Genomic DNA, 14,891 nt, shown 5'->3' on the forward strand with positions numbered 1-14,891 from the left:
AGTTTCAAACTATAGCTAGCTCTTGAAAAGAAAAAAGAAAAATGTTTTCAAAAGATGTTACAATAGAGGGTGAAATATTAGCGAAGGATTGGAAGGTTAATATGAGTAAGGACGTAAAATTAAATACACTACTGGCTCAGGCTGGGGTAAAAAAAGATGAAACAACTGGTGCTTTAACAACACCCCTGCATTTTTCAACAACCTACCAGCACCCTGAGTTTGGTCAGTCAACAGGTTATGACTATACTCGAACCAAGAATCCAACGCGGGTTAGCTTGGAAGAGACTCTGGCTGCTATCGAAAGTGCAAATTATGCTCTAGCGACTAGCTCTGGTATGTCGGCTATTGTGCTGGCCTTTAGTGCCTTTCCAGTTGGCAGCAAGGTTTTGGCTGTTCGGGATCTCTATGGTGGCTCTTTCCGCTGGTTTGCTCAGGCTGAAGCAGAAGGGCGCTTTGCCTTTACCTATGCCAATACAGAAGAAGAACTACTCAATAATCTGACAGAGGATATAGATATTGTCTATATCGAGACACCGACCAATCCTCTTATGGTAGAGTTTGACATTGCCCGCATTTCCCAAGCAGCTCATGAGCGAGGAGCAGCTGTCATTGTGGACAATACCTTCTACAGTCCTATTTACCAAAGACCGCTGGAGGATGGAGCTGATATAGTTCTGCACTCTGCGACCAAGTATCTGGGTGGGCACAATGATGTCTTGGCTGGAGCTATCATGACCAATGACGCTGCTATTTATGACAAGCTATTCTATAACCTCAATACAACTGGGCCTGTCCTGTCTCCTTTTGACAGCTATCTGCTTTTGCGCGGTCTCAAGACACTTGCTCTCCGCATGGAACGTTCTACTCAGAATGCGCAAGAAGTAGTCGCTTTTCTGAAGCAATCTCCTGCGGTAAAAGAGGTTCTCTATCCAGGAAAGGGTGGTATGATTTCCTTTAAAGTTGTGGACGAAGGGAAGATTCCTCATCTCTTAAATAGCCTGAAAGTCTTTACCTTTGCGGAAAGTTTGGGTGGAGTGGAGAGTTTAATTACCTATCCGACGACCCAGACTCACGCAGACATTCCGGTGGAAGTGCGTCATTCTTATGGCTTAACTGATGATTTGCTACGCCTGTCAATTGGAATTGAGGATAGTCGAGATTTGGTAGACGATTTACGTGCAGCCTTGGAGAATGAATAATATGGGAAGATATAATTTTGAAAAAGCACCCTGTCGTGTAGGGCATCATACTTATAAATGGAAAGAAGCGGAGAAGGACAAAGAAGTTCTGCCAGCTTGGATTGCAGATATGGATTTTGAAGTCCTGCCTGAAATCCAGCAAGCCGTTCATGACTATGCTAATCAGTTGGTCTATGGCTATACCTATGCCAGTGAAGAGCTAATCAATGCTGTTCTAGATTGGGAGCGGGATGAGCACGACTATACCTTTGATCGGGATGCTTTGGTATTTATCGAGGGGGTTGTTCCTGCTATTTCGACGGCTATCCAAGCCTTTACCAAGGAAGGGGATGCTGTTCTAATCAATACTCCTGTATACCCTCCTTTTGCCCGCAGTGTCAAGCTCAATAATCGTCAGCTTATTACCAATTCTTTGATAGAGCAGGATGGTCTCTTTCAGATTGACTTTGAGCAGTTGGAGCGGGACATTGCAGACAATGAAGTCAAGATTTATGTTTTATGTAATCCTCATAATCCCGGAGGTCGAGTTTGGGAACGGGAAGTGTTAGAGAAAATTGGCCGCCTCTGCCAAAAGTACGGCGTCCTCCTGGTCTCAGACGAAATCCACCAAGACTTGACGCTGTTTGGCCATGAACATCAGTCTTTCAATACTGTTTCGCCTGACTTTAAGGACTTTAGCTTGATTTTAGCCAGTGCAACTAAGACCTTTAATATTGCTGGGACTAAAAATTCCTATGCTGTGATTGAGAATCCAAGCTTACGACATCAGTTTAAAAAACGCCAGCTGGCCAACAACCAGCATGAAATTCCTGGCCTTGGTTTTTTAGCGACAGAAGCAGCCTATCGTTACGGTTGGACTTGGTTGATGGAGCTCAAGGAAGTTCTTGAGAAGAATGTGAATTTTGTAGTTGCTTATTTTGCCAAAGAGGCACCGCGCCTGCGGGTCATGAAGCCTCAAGGGACTTATCTGATTTGGCTGGACTTTTCAGATTATGGCCTAACAGATGACCAGCTCTTCCAGCTTCTGCGAGAAGAGGCTAAGGTTGTCCTGAATAGAGGAAGTGATTTTGGTCAAGAAGGCAAGGGCCATGCCCGCCTAAATGTTGCTGCTCCAGAGACGATGATTGAAGAAATCTGCTCCCGTATTGCAGAGGTATTGCCAAAATAAATCAAGAATTTTTTGAAATTTGTCTCAAGCGAGAAAAAATGATTGACAATCCTTTGAAAGAGGAGTATAGTAATAGTGGAAAATCGGTAGGTGAGGCTACCATAAGGATACGGATGACTACCGCAAAGCAGTGGAGACACTACTCGTTGGTTAACAGTCCTGATCGCCAAGGTCAAGACTAAGCTCATTTCATCGCCTTATGGAGTTAAAGCTTGAACGGTGAATGCTTGCTTTATCTGTGCTTAAAACAATGAAGCGAATAACCTGACATGCAAACAACCCTGCTGAGAAATTGGCAGGGTATTCTTTTTTGTTGAAAATATTTCAAGAGTGCAAATATTTGATTGGCCTGCCTCTTAAGGAAAAAGAAGGAGGAATAGTGATGAAATTTTGGTATTCTAGTACCAGTCCTTTTGCGCGTAAGGTATATGTTACAATTTTACACCATCATTTAGAGGAGCAAGTGGATATTCAGAAAGTTCAGGTGGCTTTTGATAGAAATTCACCACACAATCAAGATAATCCTTTAGGTAGAATTCCTGCTTTTCAAGCTTCCAGTGGAGAATGGTTATATGGTAGTGATTTAATTTCTCAATATTTAGACGAACTAGGTCAGGAAATCTCACTTTTCCCCAATGGAATGGATAAATGGCATGTTTTAAATATACTGTCCATTGCTGAAGGAATTTTGGAAAATACAATGCCGATTGTTGCGGAAAAATTTTTCCATGAAAAAGAACATTGGTGGAAAGACAGACATCAGCAAATTGAAGAGAGAAATATACGGAGTTTGTCTTTGTTAGAGAAACTGGCTACTGAGCAAGGGCTCTCTTTAAATATTGCAACAATCCAAGTAGTTGCTCTTGTAGATTGGTGGAATTTACGTGAAGAAGTTATTGGATTATCTTTAAAAGAAAATTTTCCAGAATTGCAAGATTGGACACAGAAGATGAATGCCACTTTTGAGGTCTTGCAGGCATCTTGGGACTTTTAATTGTTTTTATAAATTAAGAAAGGAGACATGCGATGCAAATTGACGATTATCCGGAACCGCACATACACAGCCAATCGCTGATTTGTGTCGTTCTGTCCTCATAAAGTGATTGGTCCCTGTGTATGAAATTTAACAATCATACATCAAGGAGAAACCAATGAAAACAGTAAAAGAAAGATTAGTTGCTGCTCTGCAGCTTCCTGTAAAAGAAACTCTGGCATTTTACAAGAGTTCCTTTCGCGGCCTGACAGAAGAGCAGGTCGAAGAAAATCGTGACCTTTATGGTGAGAATATCATCACAAAGGGTCAGGAAGACTCTATTCTAAAGAAAATTTACGAGTCTATCATTAACCCCTTTACAGTCATCCTATTGGTGATTGCCCTAGTGTCCTTAGTAACAAATGTCTGGCTGGCTAAGCCTGGTGAGGAAGATCCGACAACTTCCATCATCATTGTTGTTCTGGTGCTGATTTCTGGAGGCATTCGTTTTGTTCAGGAATTGCGGAGCGACCGCGCTGCTAGCAATCTGTCTCGGCTGATTGTCAACACGGCTACGGTTATCCGTGAAGGAGCAGAGCAGGAACTTCCGATTGATGAGCTTGTTGTAGGAGACATCATCAAACTTAGTGCTGGAGACATGATTCCTGCAGATGTACTGCTGCTGGATTCGCGTGATTTCTTTGTTCAGCAGTCCGGCCTGACAGGGGAAAGTGATGCAGTAGAAAAGGTCTGTTTGGCCAAGTCAGATGAACAAAATCTCGATAGCCTTTTAGAAACAGAGTCGCTAGCCTTTATGGGAACCAATGTTATTTCCGGAAGAGCTACAGCTCTGGTATTAGTGGTTGGTGATGAGACCATGATGGGAGCCATTGAGCAGACACTGAACACCTACGATGAGCCGACCTCTTTTGAGCGCGAGATGAATAGCATTTCCTGGCTCTTGATTCGTCTGATGCTCGTCATGGTTCCAGTCGTGTTCTTCATAAACGGTCTGACAGACGGCGACTGGCTGGAAGCAGGTGTCTTTGCCCTCAGCGTTGGGGTCGGCCTGACTCCAGAAATGCTGCCTATGATTATCACAGCGAGCCTGGCTAAAGGTTCTATTATCATGGCTCAGGAAAAGGTCGTGATTAAGAAGCTGAATGCCATCCAAGACCTAGGAGCTATTGATATCCTTTGTACGGATAAGACGGGCACACTGACCCAAGACGAGATTGTGTTAGAATACCCGCTGGATATTCATGGAGATTTGGACTTAGCAGTGCTCCGTCGTGCTTTTCTCAATTCCTACTATCAAACTGGTCTCAAAAATCTCATGGATCGGGCTATTATCAATCGGACGGAGAAAGAAGCAGAAAAGCATGAGATTGTCCGTAATCTAGACCAAACCTTTAAGAAAATTGATGAACTGCCCTTTGATTTCGAGCGTCGTCGTATGAGCGTTATCGTCAAGGATGATGAGGATGTTATCAGCATGGTGACCAAGGGGGCCTTGGAGGAAATGCTGGCTATCTCTAGCCATGTAGAATACAAGAATCGCATTACAGTACTGACTGAGGAGATTCGTCAGGAAATCCTTGCGGAAGTGTCCCAACTCAATGAGCAAGGTCTGCGCGTGCTTGGTGTTAGCTACAAGTCAGACTTAGAAGAAGATTACAACTATGAAGTGAAGGATGAGTCCGACATGATTTTGACGGGCTATCTGGCTTTCCTAGATCCTCCTAAGTCATCTGCGGCTCCAGCTATTGAAACCTTGGCTGAGTACGGAGTTGCTACTAAGATTTTGACCGGTGATAATGATAAGGTGACCCAGGCAGTTTGTGAAAAGGTTGGGTTAGATGTAGATAATATCTTACTAGGCGTAGAGGTAGATGCTTTATCAGATGAGGAATTGAGCCAAGCAGTAGAGCATACAACGGTTTTTGCCAAGCTCTCACCTGACCAAAAAGCTCGGATCATTCTCCAACTCAAGGCCAATGGTCACAAGGTTGGCTACATGGGTGATGGTATCAATGATGCACCTTCTATGAAGGTAGCAGATGTGGGTATTTCTGTTGATACAGCTGTCGATATTGCCAAGGAAACGGCAGATGTCATTCTGCTGGACAAGGACCTCATGGTTCTGGAGAAGGGGTTGGTAGAGGGACGCAAGGTCTATGCCAACATGACCAAGTACATTAAGATGACGGTCAGTTCCAATTTTGGGAATATCTTTTCTCTCCTCTTTGCCAGTATCTTTTTGCCATTTCTTCCTATGGCACCAGTTCATCTGATTGTCCTCAATCTGGTTTATGACTTGTCCTGTATCGCTCTGCCCTTTGATAACGTAGACAGTGAATTTCTCAAGAAACCACGGATTTGGTCTGCTAACTCTATTACCCGCTTTATGGCTTGGATTGGGCCTATCTCATCCATTTTTGATGTTTTGACCTATTTGTTGCTCTACTTTATTATCGTGCCTATGATAACAGGAGGTAGCTATCAAGCAGGTAGTGGACAGGCAGAGACCTTTATCACTCTTTTTCAAACAGGCTGGTTCATTGAGTCTATGTGGACCCAGACCATGGTCATCTACATGCTGCGCTCACCTAAGCTGCCATTTGTGCAGAGCCGTCCTGCTTTATCCGTTATTGTGACGACCATGGCAGCAGCTCTCTTTGTTACTTCCTTGCCATACAGCCTCTTTGCGTCAGTTCTGAAGACGGCTCCGCTGAACGGCACTTATTTCCTTTTCCTTTTCTTGATTATTGCGCTTTATATGGTTAGTGTAACCCTTGTTAAACACCTTTATATCAAGCGCTATAGAGAATGGCTGTAAGGTGAAGAAAATCTTTGAAAAGGCTTGCTTATGGCAAGCCTTTTCACTCTTTTTTTGATATAATAAGAAGAATAAATTGAAAGAAGGAAATCCAATCATGGGAAAACTTGAAGTTATCGCTCATCCACTAATTCAGCATAAATTGTCAATCTTGCGTCGTACAGATACCTCTACCAAGGCTTTTCGTGAATTAGTTGATGAAATCGCAATGCTCATGGGATATGAAGTTTTGCGCGATTTACCACTTGAAGATGTAGAAATTGAAACACCGATTACGAAAACAGTTCAAAAGCAGATTGCAGGGAAAAAATTGGCTATTGTACCAATCCTGCGGGCTGGTATTGGCATGGTGGATGGACTTCTGAGCTTGGTTCCAGCAGCTAAAGTTGGGCATATCGGAATGTACCGTGATGAAGAAACCCTGAAGCCGGTTGAATATTTGGTAAAGCTGCCAGAAGATATCGACCGACGTCAGATTTTCGTTGTAGATCCAATGTTGGCTACGGGTGGTTCTGCTATCTTGGCTGTGGATTCTCTGAAGAAACGTGGTGCTAGCCATATTACATTTGTCTGCTTGGTTTCAGCGCCTGAAGGAGTAAAAGCCTTGCAGGAAGCTCATCCAGATGTTGATATTTTCACAGCTGCTCTGGATGATCATCTCAATGATCATGGTTATATCGTACCAGGACTAGGAGATGCAGGAGATCGTCTTTTCGGGACCAAGTAAAAGTTTCTATTTGACCTTTTTTGACCAAAAGGATATAATAGTCTCGTAATTTGAAATTCTATTCCCCTAGTTTGATAGAAAAATTTAAAAAGAGAAAGAGAGAAAACTATGATTCCTGTAGTTATTGAACAAACCAGCCGAGGAGAACGCTCCTATGATATTTACTCCCGGCTATTAAAAGACCGCATTATCATGCTGACTGGCCCAGTAGAGGATAATATGGCTAATTCAGTCATTGCCCAGCTCCTTTTCTTGGATGCACAGGACAATACTAAAGATATTTATCTCTATGTGAATACGCCGGGCGGATCCGTTTCAGCAGGTCTGGCTATTGTGGATACTATGAACTTCATCAAGTCTGATGTTCAGACCATTGTTATGGGTGTAGCTGCCAGCATGGGAACAATCATTGCTTCCAGTGGTGCTAAGGGCAAACGCTTCATGCTTCCAAATGCAGAATATCTGATTCACCAGCCGATGGGCGGAGCTGGAAGCGGCACTCAGCAAACGGATATGGCCATTGTAGCTGAACACTTGCTTAGAACTCGTAATACCTTGGAAAAAATCTTAGCTGAAAACTCTGGCAAGTCCGTTGAGCAAATCCACAAAGATGCAGAACGCGATTACTGGATGAGCGCTCAAGAAACCTTGGAATACGGCTTTATTGACGAAATCATGGAAAATAGCAACTTGAACTAACATAGGAGGAGCCAAAACCGGCTCCTTTTTTTTTGCTTTGAGTCTGACAAGTTACCAAGTTCAGGTGATTTAAGCAGGCCATAAAGCTTTTCAGGGCTAGTTTTTTTGCCCTATCTTTGCTATAATCATCTAAGAACTACATGGACCGGAAAGGAGTTTTATGATAGAGAGAGAAGAAAGAGTGGGCTTGATTGTCTATCTTTACTATAATCGAGATGCCAAAAAACTGGCGAACTTCGGTGATATTATTTATCATTCTAAGAAGCATCGCTATCTGCATCTCTATGTCAATCAAGAGGACGCCCAGAACTTACAGGAGAATCTGCCCAAAGAGCGCTATGTTAAGCAAGTCCGAATTTCTCATATAAAAGAACTAGATCAAAACTTTGTTGGAAGCCTGTATAGAGAGCAAGAAAACGTTATCATTTGATAAAATTTCTATAAGGGGTTGACAATTGTCAGATAATTCGATATATTCTTACTATATCATCAATCAAATCACTTAAGGAGATTTCCTAATGAAGAAAAAATTTGCACTATCCCTAGTAGCTTTTGCTAGTGTGGCCCTTCTCGCAGCTTGTGGAGAAGTATCCAATAACAACTCAACAGCAACTGGTACAGAAATTGGCGATACGATTAAATTTGGTTTTAACTTTGAAGAATCAGGTGAAGTAGCAGCCTACGGTACAGCTGAACAACATGGTGCTCAGTTGGCCGTTGATGAAATCAACGCTGCTGGTGGCGTAGATGGCAAGAAGATTGAAGTTACTGATAAGGATAACAAATCAGAAACAGCTGAAGCATCTACCATCACTACTAGCTTGGTTACCCAAAGTAAGGTAAATGCAATCATTGGCCCTGCGACTTCTGGAGCGACAGCTTCAGCTACTGCAAATGCTGCTAAAGCAGGTGTGCCAATCATTACACCAAGTGCGACACAGGATGATCTGACCAACAAGCAAGATTATCTTTTCCGTGCTACCTTTATTGATAGCTACCAAGGTAAAATCATTTCTAAGTATGTCACTGACAACTTGAAAGCTAAGAAAGTCGTTCTTTACTACGACCAATCTAGTGACTACGCTAAAGGAATGGCGGATGCCTTCAAGAAGGAGTTCAAGGGTGAGATTGTAGCAACGGAAACTTTCCAATCCAAGGATACAGACTTCCAGGCTGCTTTGACAAAGATTAAGGGCAAAGAATTTGACGCTCTGGTTGTTCCAGGTTACTATACAGAAGCTGGTAAAATTGTCAATCAAGCGCGTGGTTTGGGTATTGACCAAACAATCGTTGGTCCTGATGGCTTTGGTGATGCTAAGTTCGTTGAGCAAGCAACTCCTGCTGCAGCTACAAATGTTTACTATGTATCTGGCTTTACAACTTCTGGTGAAATGTCAGAAAAAGCTAAGAAGTTTATTGAAGCATACAAAGCTAAGTACAAAGAAGAGCCTTCTATGTTTGCAGCTCTGGCATATGACTCTGTTTATATGGCAGCAGAAGCAGCTAAAGGTGCTAAAACTTCAGTAGATATCAAAGACAACTTGGCTAAGCTTAAAGATTTCGATGGAGTAACTGGTTCAATCACTATTGATAAAGATCACAATCCAGTGAAAACAGCTCTGATGATTGGCTTGAAGGACGGTCAAGTAGATACTGTAGAAACAGTTAAAGCGGAATAAGAGTTATGAGGCTGGGGCTATCCCAGTCTTTGACTTGTTTTCTATTTTTAGTTGCTTGAGCAAGTTTGTAGATGATTTCTTTCTTTATAAATCTACGGATTTGAAAGAGTATTGTTTTATAATCTATTCTTCTTCGTTTCTCAATCAACTATTATTCGTATTTTGGGAGTGGGATGATAAAATCACGACCTGGTCTGCTGATTTTTGTCCCATTCCTTATTTTATTATAGAAAGAGTGGTGTCTAATGCTCCAACAATTAGTCAACGGTCTAATCCTGGGTAGTGTTTATGCGCTTCTGGCTTTGGGTTATACCATGGTTTATGGGATTATTAAGCTGATTAACTTTGCCCACGGCGATATCTATATGATTGGTGCCTTTATGGGTTATTACTTGATTAATATCCTGAAGTTTAATTTCTTCCTTTCTCTCATTTTAGCGATGATTGGGACAGCGATTCTCGGTGTGCTTATTGAGTTTTTAGCCTATCGTCCTCTGCGAAATTCGACTCGGATTGCGGCTTTGATTACAGCCATTGGGGTTTCTTTTCTTCTTGAGTATGGCATGATTTTCTTTGTCGGTGCCAATACCCGTTCCTTCCCGCAGGTTATTAAAACAGTACGCTTTAACTTAGGACCGATTTCTATCTCAAATATTCAGTTGCTGATTTTGGGAATTTCGATTTTCCTCATGGTGGCTTTGCAGTTCATCGTGCAGAAGACAAAGATGGGTAAGGCTATGCGCGCTGTATCTGTAGATAGTGATGCTGCCCAGCTCATGGGAATCAATGTCAATCGGACAATCAGCTTCACCTTTGCTTTGGGATCAGCTCTTGCAGGAGCTGCTGGCGTCCTAATTGCCCTTTACTATAATTCATTAGAGCCTTTGATGGGGATGACTCCAGGTATTAAGTCCTTTGTAGCGGCCGTTCTAGGTGGTATTGGAATTATTCCTGGTGCTGCGCTTGGTGGCTTTGTTATCGGTCTTTTGGAAACTTTTGCGACAGCGCTTGGACTATCTGATTTCCGTGATGCCATTGTCTATGCGATTTTGATTGTCATTCTTCTGATTCGTCCAGCTGGTATCCTCGGTAAAAATGTGAAAGAGAAGGTGTAAGGTATGAAAAAGAATTTAAAGATAAATATTTTTTGGCTTGGCCTTGTCTTAATCGGCTACCTGCTGATGACAGTATTGGTTAGTGCCGGTGTTCTCAATGCTTTTTACATTCAAATCTTAGAGCAGATTGGGATTAATATTATTCTGGCTGTGGGGCTTAATCTCATCGTCGGATTCTCAGGCCAATTCTCTCTTGGCCATGCTGGCTTTATGGCTATCGGTGCCTACGCTGTAGCGATTATTGGCTCTAAATCGCCAACATATGGAGCTTTCTTCATTGCTATGCTGGCTGGAGCTATCATTGCTGGTATTGTGGCTTTAGTAGTTGGTTTGCCGACCCTGCGACTTAAAGGGGACTATCTCGCGATTGCAACTCTTGGTGTCTCAGAGATTATCCGTATTCTGATTATTAATGGCGGTACTTTGACTAATGGCGCAGCTGGTATCCTATCCATTCCGCCCTTTACTTCTTGGCAGATGGTCTATGTCTTTGTTGTTATCACAACTATTTTGACCTTGAATTTCCTGCGCAGTCCTATTGGCCGCAGTACTCTGTCTGTCCGTGAGGATGAGATTGCTGCCGAGTCTGTTGGTGTTAATACTACTAGAATCAAAGTGACAGCCTTTGTCTTGGGAGCTATCACGGCTTCTATTGCTGGTTCTCTTCAAGCTGGCTTTGTTGGATCAGTTGTTCCTAAGGACTATTCCTTTACCAACACTATCAATATCTTGATTATTGTCGTTTTTGGTGGTCTAGGATCGATGACTGGAACCATTGTGGCTGCAGTAGTATTGGGAGTTCTCAATATGTTGCTGCAGGATGTATCCAGCATTCGGATGATTGTCTATTCTTTGGCCCTGATCTTGGTCATGATTTTCCGTCCAGGCGGACTTTTAGGAACTTGGGAGCTCAGCCTGTCTAAGCTCTTCAAAAAGAATAAGGAGGTCAAAGAATAATGGCACTTCTTGATGTGAAAAATCTAACTAAAAACTTTGGTGGTTTGACTGCTGTCAGCGATGTGACCTTGGAACTCAACGAGGGCGAGCTGGTTGGTCTGATTGGCCCTAATGGTGCAGGAAAAACGACCCTTTTTAACCTCTTGACTGGTGTTTATGAGCCTAGTGAAGGAACAGTGACACTAGATGGTCATTTGCTCAATGGTAAGGTACCTTACAAGATTGCTTCTTTAGGTCTAGGGCGGACTTTCCAGAACATCCGGCTCTTTAAGGACCTTAGTGTTTTGGATAATGTTTTGATTGCCTTTGGTAATCATCATAAGGCTCATGTGTTAGCTTCTTTCCTCCGCCTGCCAGCTTACTACAAAAACGAAGAAGAACTCAAAGCTAAGGCTTTGGAGTTGCTGAAAATTTTTGACTTGGACAAGGAAGCAGAAACCTTGGCTAAGAACTTAGCTTATGGTCAGCAGCGCCGCTTGGAGATTGTTCGGGCCTTGGCAACGGAGCCGAAGATCCTCTTCTTGGATGAGCCGGCTGCAGGGATGAACCCTCAGGAGACAGCAGAGCTGACTGCATTGATTCGACGGATTAAAAACGAATTTAACATTACCATCATGCTAATTGAGCATGATATGAGTCTGGTAATGGAAGTCACTGAGCGCATCTATGTGCTGGAGTACGGCCGCTTGATTGCGCACGGAACACCTGATGAAATCAAGAATGACAAACGCGTTATTGAAGCTTATCTAGGAGGTGAAGCCTAATGTCCATGCTTAAAGTTGAGAATCTCTCTGTCCATTATGGCATGATTCAGGCTGTCCGTGATGTCAGCTTTGAAGTAAATGAAGGAGAAGTTGTTTCCCTGATTGGTGCAAATGGCGCTGGGAAAACGACCATTCTCCGGACTATTTCAGGCTTGGTTCGTCCAAGTGCTGGTAAAATTGAATTTGTCGGCAATGAAATTCAAAAAGTTCCTGCTCAAAAAATCGTAGCAGCTGGACTTTCGCAAGTACCAGAAGGCCGCCATGTCTTTCCAGGTTTGACCGTTTTGGAGAATTTGGAAATGGGCGCCTTTCTCAAAACAAACCGTGAAGAAAATCAAGCCAATCTCAAAAAAGTCTTCTCTCGTTTCCCACGCTTGGAAGAGCGTAAAAACCAAGATGCTGCTACCCTTTCAGGTGGTGAGCAGCAGATGCTGGCCATGGGACGGGCTCTGATGTCTACACCTAAGCTTTTGCTCTTAGATGAGCCTTCTATGGGCTTGGCGCCAATCTTTATTCAGGAAATCTTTGATATTATCCAAGATATTCAGCGACAAGGGACTACAGTTCTTTTGATTGAGCAAAATGCAAATAAGGCACTCTCTATCGCTGACCGTGGCTATGTCCTTGAAACAGGTAAAATTGTTTTGTCCGGAACAGGCCAAGAGCTCCTCGCTTCTGACGAAGTCCGCAAAGCATATCTAGGTGGCTAAAAATGTCTGGGAGACATTTTTAGGTTGTTGATAGAAAGTTACGATATTAACTTAACAGTTAGAAAAGGTCCATTGGACCTTTTTTCTTCTCTTAGATGCTTAAAATAGTATATCTAGCCATTGTCCATCTTCAATTTTTCCAATCGCGGGATTTTTCTAAATTTTGAAAACTTAGGCAAAGGCCTTGGAAGCGTTTGAAATCAGCTTCAAAATAAAGTATAATAAGTATAAGAATTATGGATAGGAAGTAGAGGGAACTTTTATGGCAGTTAAAGATTTTATGACGCGTAAGGTGGTTTATATCAGCCCAAATACAACGATTGCTCATGCGGCAGATATGATGCGTGAGCAGAAACTCCACCGTCTGCCGGTGATTGAGAATGACCAACTAGTGGGACTGGTGACAGAAGGAACGATTGCAGAAGCTAGTCCATCTAAGGCAACGAGTCTGTCCATTTACGAGATGAATTATCTTCTCAACAAAACAAAAGTTGGTGATGTTATGATTCGTGATGTTGTCACGATTTCTCAGTTTGCCAGTCTGGAAGATGCGACCTATCTGATGCTGAAAAATAAGATTGGTATCCTGCCTGTCGTGGACAATGAGCAACTTTACGGGGTTATTACTGACCGTGATATTTTCAAGGCTTTCTTAGAAGTATCTGGCTATGGTGAAGAGGGAGTCCGTCTGCGCTTTGTCACTGAGAATAAGGTGGGGGTTCTTGAGCAGATTATCCGTCTTCTGGTGGAAGAAAATCTCAACATCTCCAATACCGTCAATATCTCACGCAAGGATGGCAAAGTCGTCATTGAAGTACAGTTAGACGGTAATATAGATACGGCGCTTCTCAAGAAAAAATTTGAGGAGCATGCTATTGAGTTGGCTGAGATTACACATACTGCTGCAAAAGCTTTATAAGCGATAAAAAAGCCTCATCGTTAGATGAGGTTTTTAACGTACAATAGGCTGTTTGTTGGCATCTAAAGTAAAGCCTTCGCCCAAAATCTCATGGGCTTCGGTAATAGTTGTAAAGGCAAATGGATCGACTTGGTTAATGAGTTTCTTCATCTGTTGCATTTCGTTACGGGAAACAACACAGTAGACAATCTGGAGATCCTGCTTGCTATAGAAGCCTTGCCCCTTGATGAAGGTCACTCCACGATCCAGCTTGTTATTGATAGCTTCAGCAAGTTCTGCCGGTTTGCTGGTAACGATAAGGAATCCCTTGCCGGCAAAACCTCCTTCTGCGATCAGGTCAATGACGCGCGAGGTGATAAAGACAAACATCAGGGTATAAGACACCATGCGTAGGTCTTTGAAAACAAGGAGAACCAAGGTAATGACTACAAAATCAACAGTCAGCATGAGTTTGCCCATGGAAATGCTAGTGTATTTATTAAAGATGCGGGCTACAATGTCAGTACCGCCCGTCGTTCCGCCAGCATTGAAGATGATGCCTAGTCCAATCCCCAAAACAATCCCTGTTCCAAGGCAGGCCAGTAAAACATCCCCGTCCAGAGCTGAAAGAAAATAGTCTTGCAAGTGTTTGGAGGCAGGTAGGATTTCAAAAATTTTGAGCCAAGCAGACACGGAGAAGGTCCCTAGAATGCTGAGATAGAGGGTTCGCGAGCCTAACAGCTTCCAAGCAATAATAAAGAGAGGAATGTTAATAATCAGGTTGGTCGTCGAGACAGGGATTTTAAACAGATAGTAGGCAATCAAGGTCAAACCCGTCGCGCCACCTTCATATAAATGAAAAGGAATGACCAAATAATGAATCCCAAAAGAAAAAATTCCAGCCCCAAAAATGATGGCCAGTACGTTTTTTAATTTAAACATAACATCCTCCTAAATCTATTTCCAGAAAGTTATTCTGAATATATTTTACCAAAAATTTAGCCTTTGTGAAACACTTTGAAAAAATTTTTAAAGTCTTTTCTTATGATGGGCTTTTAGCTTTTTTTTTGGTAAAATAAACAATAGATAAAAAAGAGTGGGATGAAAATAATGAGTTGACGGAATCGGCTCTTATCAGCCTGCACAGTAATGTGGACGGACTC

The 14,891-nt window shown here is 42.6% G+C and carries 13 protein-coding genes, 1 pseudogene and 1 riboswitch; of the genes and pseudogenes, 13 read left to right on the forward strand and 1 reads right to left on the reverse strand.

All coding sequences use genetic code 11. The annotated features are described in order from the left end of the window. Nucleotides 1-41: 41 nt before the first annotated feature. The 13 genes and pseudogenes from J1C81_RS03415 to J1C81_RS03475 all read left to right on the forward strand — a co-directional run bounded on the left by J1C81_RS03415 (nt 42) and on the right by J1C81_RS03475 (nt 13,749). Nucleotides 42-1,199: a cystathionine gamma-synthase gene (locus J1C81_RS03415; protein ID WP_002914600.1), complete on the forward strand. Its 1,158-nt coding sequence runs from the start codon at nt 42-44 to the stop codon at nt 1,197-1,199. Beyond that, nucleotides 1,192-2,367: a MalY/PatB family protein gene (locus J1C81_RS03420; protein ID WP_002914601.1), complete on the forward strand. Its 1,176-nt coding sequence runs from the start codon at nt 1,192-1,194 to the stop codon at nt 2,365-2,367. The genes J1C81_RS03415 and J1C81_RS03420 overlap by 8 nt, the downstream gene beginning before the upstream one ends. Nucleotides 2,368-2,442: 75 nt before the next feature. Then, nucleotides 2,443-2,599, forward strand: a riboswitch (M-box (ykoK) riboswitch). Between the two features lie 150 nt (nt 2,600-2,749). Continuing rightward, nucleotides 2,750-3,361, forward strand: a complete 612-nt coding sequence (locus J1C81_RS03425; protein ID WP_032909677.1) for a glutathione S-transferase family protein — start codon at nt 2,750-2,752, stop codon at nt 3,359-3,361. Between the two features lie 157 nt (nt 3,362-3,518). Then, nucleotides 3,519-6,179 (forward strand): magnesium-translocating P-type ATPase, encoded by a 2,661-nt coding sequence (gene mgtA / locus J1C81_RS03430; protein ID WP_002914603.1) that lies wholly within the window; start codon nt 3,519-3,521, stop codon nt 6,177-6,179. Between the two features lie 97 nt (nt 6,180-6,276). Further along, the gene (upp, locus tag J1C81_RS03435; RefSeq protein WP_032905340.1) at nt 6,277-6,906 is read left to right on the forward strand and encodes a uracil phosphoribosyltransferase; all 630 of its coding nucleotides are present in this window, start codon (nt 6,277-6,279) and stop codon (nt 6,904-6,906) included. Between the two features lie 99 nt (nt 6,907-7,005). Beyond that, nucleotides 7,006-7,605 (forward strand): annotated as a pseudogene (locus J1C81_RS03440) (ATP-dependent Clp protease proteolytic subunit); the annotation flags it as partial. Nucleotides 7,606-7,765: 160 nt separating this feature from the next. Further along, on the forward strand, nt 7,766-8,035 hold the full coding sequence (locus tag J1C81_RS03445; RefSeq protein WP_002894676.1) for a YlbG family protein: 270 nt from the start codon (nt 7,766-7,768) through the stop codon (nt 8,033-8,035). Nucleotides 8,036-8,123: 88 nt separating this feature from the next. Beyond that, nucleotides 8,124-9,284, forward strand: coding sequence for an ABC transporter substrate-binding protein (locus J1C81_RS03450; RefSeq protein ID WP_002914604.1), 1,161 nt, complete (start codon nt 8,124-8,126; stop codon nt 9,282-9,284). Between the two features lie 245 nt (nt 9,285-9,529). Then, nucleotides 9,530-10,399, forward strand: coding sequence for a branched-chain amino acid ABC transporter permease (locus J1C81_RS03455; protein ID WP_002894678.1), 870 nt, complete (start codon nt 9,530-9,532; stop codon nt 10,397-10,399). Between the two features lie 3 nt (nt 10,400-10,402). After that, on the forward strand, nt 10,403-11,356 hold the full coding sequence (locus J1C81_RS03460) for a branched-chain amino acid ABC transporter permease (RefSeq protein WP_002914606.1): 954 nt from the start codon (nt 10,403-10,405) through the stop codon (nt 11,354-11,356). Beyond that, nucleotides 11,356-12,120, forward strand: coding sequence for an ABC transporter ATP-binding protein (locus J1C81_RS03465; RefSeq protein WP_002913262.1), 765 nt, complete (start codon nt 11,356-11,358; stop codon nt 12,118-12,120). Before J1C81_RS03460 ends, J1C81_RS03465 begins: the two co-directional genes overlap by 1 nt. Further along, complete coding sequence (locus J1C81_RS03470) at nt 12,120-12,830, forward strand: ABC transporter ATP-binding protein (protein WP_002894681.1); 711 nt, start codon at nt 12,120-12,122, stop codon at nt 12,828-12,830. The genes J1C81_RS03465 and J1C81_RS03470 overlap by 1 nt, the downstream gene beginning before the upstream one ends. A 262-nt stretch (nt 12,831-13,092) precedes the next feature. Continuing rightward, nucleotides 13,093-13,749: a CBS and ACT domain-containing protein gene (locus J1C81_RS03475; protein ID WP_002914607.1), complete on the forward strand. Its 657-nt coding sequence runs from the start codon at nt 13,093-13,095 to the stop codon at nt 13,747-13,749. Nucleotides 13,750-13,782: 33 nt separating this feature from the next. Here J1C81_RS03475 and J1C81_RS03480 read toward each other — a convergent pair whose 3' ends face one another. Beyond that, nucleotides 13,783-14,670, reverse strand: a complete 888-nt coding sequence (locus J1C81_RS03480) for a YitT family protein (protein ID WP_002914608.1) — start codon at nt 14,668-14,670, stop codon at nt 13,783-13,785. Nucleotides 14,671-14,891: the final 221 nt, after the last annotated feature.

It is taken from the genome of Streptococcus sanguinis (genome assembly GCF_050225395.1).
GTDB lineage: Bacteria > Bacillota > Bacilli > Lactobacillales > Streptococcaceae > Streptococcus.

Bases quoted from the DNA above. Each gene is read 5' to 3' on its own strand.
- J1C81_RS03450 (WP_002914604.1), top strand. From the start codon at position 8,124: ATGAAGAAAAAATTTGCACTATCCCTAGTAGCTTTTGCTAGTGTGGCC.
- J1C81_RS03415 (WP_002914600.1), top strand. From the start codon at position 42: ATGTTTTCAAAAGATGTTACAATAGAGGGTGAAATATTAGCGAAGGAT.
- J1C81_RS03470 (WP_002894681.1), top strand. From the start codon at position 12,120: ATGTCCATGCTTAAAGTTGAGAATCTCTCTGTCCATTATGGCATGATT.
- J1C81_RS03445 (WP_002894676.1), top strand. From the start codon at position 7,766: ATGATAGAGAGAGAAGAAAGAGTGGGCTTGATTGTCTATCTTTACTAT.
- J1C81_RS03460 (WP_002914606.1), top strand. From the start codon at position 10,403: ATGAAAAAGAATTTAAAGATAAATATTTTTTGGCTTGGCCTTGTCTTA.
- J1C81_RS03420 (WP_002914601.1), top strand. From the start codon at position 1,192: ATGAATAATATGGGAAGATATAATTTTGAAAAAGCACCCTGTCGTGTA.
- mgtA (WP_002914603.1), top strand. From the start codon at position 3,519: ATGAAAACAGTAAAAGAAAGATTAGTTGCTGCTCTGCAGCTTCCTGTA.
- J1C81_RS03425 (WP_032909677.1), top strand. From the start codon at position 2,750: ATGAAATTTTGGTATTCTAGTACCAGTCCTTTTGCGCGTAAGGTATAT.
- J1C81_RS03455 (WP_002894678.1), top strand. From the start codon at position 9,530: ATGCTCCAACAATTAGTCAACGGTCTAATCCTGGGTAGTGTTTATGCG.
- J1C81_RS03475 (WP_002914607.1), top strand. From the start codon at position 13,093: ATGGCAGTTAAAGATTTTATGACGCGTAAGGTGGTTTATATCAGCCCA.
- upp (WP_032905340.1), top strand. From the start codon at position 6,277: ATGGGAAAACTTGAAGTTATCGCTCATCCACTAATTCAGCATAAATTG.
- J1C81_RS03465 (WP_002913262.1), top strand. From the start codon at position 11,356: ATGGCACTTCTTGATGTGAAAAATCTAACTAAAAACTTTGGTGGTTTG.
- J1C81_RS03480 (WP_002914608.1), bottom strand. From the start codon at position 14,670: ATGTTTAAATTAAAAAACGTACTGGCCATCATTTTTGGGGCTGGAATT.